The organism is Marinobacter sp. ELB17, assembly GCF_000169375.1.
Lineage (GTDB): Bacteria > Pseudomonadota > Gammaproteobacteria > Pseudomonadales > Oleiphilaceae > Marinobacter.
In genome coordinates, this window is sequence record NZ_AAXY01000067.1 from 1 (window position 1) to 2253 (window position 2253).

Annotated in this window: 3 protein-coding genes; all 3 read left to right on the plus strand. The window is 52.5% G+C overall.

Annotated features, from left to right (window positions below):
• Positions 1-266: 266 nt before the first annotated feature.
• Entirely contained in the window at positions 267-872 is a 606-nt protein-coding gene (locus MELB17_RS22985; RefSeq protein WP_036186182.1) for a hypothetical protein, read from the plus strand.
• A 14-nt stretch (positions 873-886) separates the two neighbouring features.
• Positions 887-1438: a hypothetical protein gene (locus MELB17_RS22990; RefSeq protein ID WP_007352745.1), complete on the plus strand. Its 552-nt coding sequence runs from the start codon at positions 887-889 to the stop codon at positions 1436-1438.
• Positions 1439-1789: 351 nt separating this feature from the next.
• On the plus strand, positions 1790-2253 hold a 464-nt coding region (locus tag MELB17_RS22995), incomplete at its 3' end, for a hypothetical protein (RefSeq protein WP_007352746.1).

Genomic DNA, 2253 nt, shown 5'->3' on the forward strand with positions numbered 1-2253 from the left:
CTCAAAAACAGCGCAAAGCCTGTGCCGGATACCACCCGAGCGATTGGTCTGAGTTGTTCAGCCTGTGGTGCGCTGACAAGGTGAGTAACCTCCACGTTAAAGATTGCCTGCACCTGGGCCACGTCTACACACCCGAAGAGTTGGCGGAAGCTTAAACCACCAAAAACGGGTGCCTGTTCTTGCTACGGGCGCCCAAAAATCCCAAACAGTTGAATACCAGCGCCACACTGGTAACAATTGGGCTATTGACCATCGGAGCGCATACCATGATCCAGTATAAAACTAACCCACGAACCTCTGACCAGCCGTTGAGTTTTTCACGGCAGATCAAGCCGGGTTCATACGTCTTTCTGACCAGCGGTACGTGCGAGGCCACCAATCACGTTAGTCACGAAACCCTGCAGCGCATAGGACTGAAGACCGGCATTGTGAATGGCGACCACTACCCGCTGACGGAATCTGAGATGCAACTGATTGGGGAAGAGTACATTCCCTTTGGCCGTCAGATGGCGATGATTGGCTACGCGGTCCTGATGAACGGCCGTAAGTATCTGGCACCGACCATTGAAGTTCCATTTGGCACTCACACACCGGGCGCCGGCAACTACCTGGAAGCTCAAACCGAAGCGCACCAGAGCATGGCGATGGCTAACGCAGTTGCCGAAGCGGTGGGCGGATACTGCTGCTACACCGAAGAATGGATAGCGTCACACGCAATGGGCGGCGTGATCTGCTGCGAGATTCTGATTCCCATAGACTACGCATTAGAGAAGGCCACCACCTACGAAGAATGGACGGCTCATTTAAGCGGTCTGGCAAAGCAGTTTGAGAACGCCAGCGAATCGTACACCCCAACCCACACAATGCACTGATCAGGAGAGCAACCATGAACGCAATTACCGATCACCTGGATCGAGCAGACGTCATACGCGTAGACAACGGCCCACTCCTGACCAGTTACACACGCTGGGATGACGGCAGCATTGAGTTTGAGTGGACAGACGGCGAAAACAATCCATTTATTGAAAACGTCGGGCCAGAGGGTGTGGCGAAAGCTCAGGTTACCGGCCATGTCATCGTGATGACCAACGAAAATGGCGATGCAATCCGCGTCGAAACATTCAATCTCAGTCCGTTTGCAATCACGCCGGCCATCCATGTCGACGCTTTCGCTCGCTACGTTGCGGATCTTTTGCACCGGACCCCGGATGCCCAGGAAACCCTAATCGATCAGCTGGATGATCTTATCTGGTCGAAGTTCGGCGGCGACGAAGCCTCGACCATCAACAACCAAGGTCCAACCCATCAAATTATGGCACTGGTCAATCGTGGCGATGCAGAATGCGCCGTTGGTGTGCTGGGTAGCGTCTCTCACAAAAGTGCTGCCGAAGTACTGACCACGCTGCGGTCCTTAAGCATCAACCGCACCGCAGCATAAGGAAAACACCAATGGGCGCAGGTACACTGCGCCCAAAACCTAAACACACAAAACGATACCCACACAGCGAGAAAACATCATGATTGGATTTTGGATTTTCCTCAGTGTACTGCTCGTTTGCGAAACCTGGCTCCGGGTCACAGGCAATGTATCCATCTTGTCCACGTTCAAGAACCGCTTCGACAGCAACTCTACTCAGGGTTCTAAATCATCGGCTGGCAAGCCGTTCCCAAAACCACCGACTGCAGCGGAACAGGTTCACGCCAATCAAACTCAAAGCAAGCCAAAGCCTACAGTACCGCCGAAGCACCCAAACGCTCATTGAACGAACAACCCAGTAAGGAGTAACCCATGCCAAAAGCAGACATCTTTTATGTATTCACATCGCCCATACTAGATCACCGTGAAGATCCACCCCTGCCCGGGCAACATGACGATCTCGTTGGTGGAATATATGCGGATTTGATCTCTGCGAAAGGCTGCCTGAACCTCTGCCGAGGTCAAATCGAAGACGACAACATTCGAGCAGCCCATAAGTACGGGGTTATTTACACGCCAGAGATGGCAAAGGAGCCCAAAAACAAAGACCTGTTTACCGACCCTGACAGCTATCAAATATTCACACTGCAGGTTGAGCTGCCCGAACAATGGGACGTCAGGCAATACCTTGAGTCCGATTACATGTACCTACCTAACCTAAGCCCCATCAAAGCTGTTTGTGAAATGTGCTCAAATCTTTACGTTAGCGGCAAGCGCATCATGAACGAAGAAGCACCCGAATATCCGGCCTCTGCGCTTTCGTCGAGTTGTCCGTT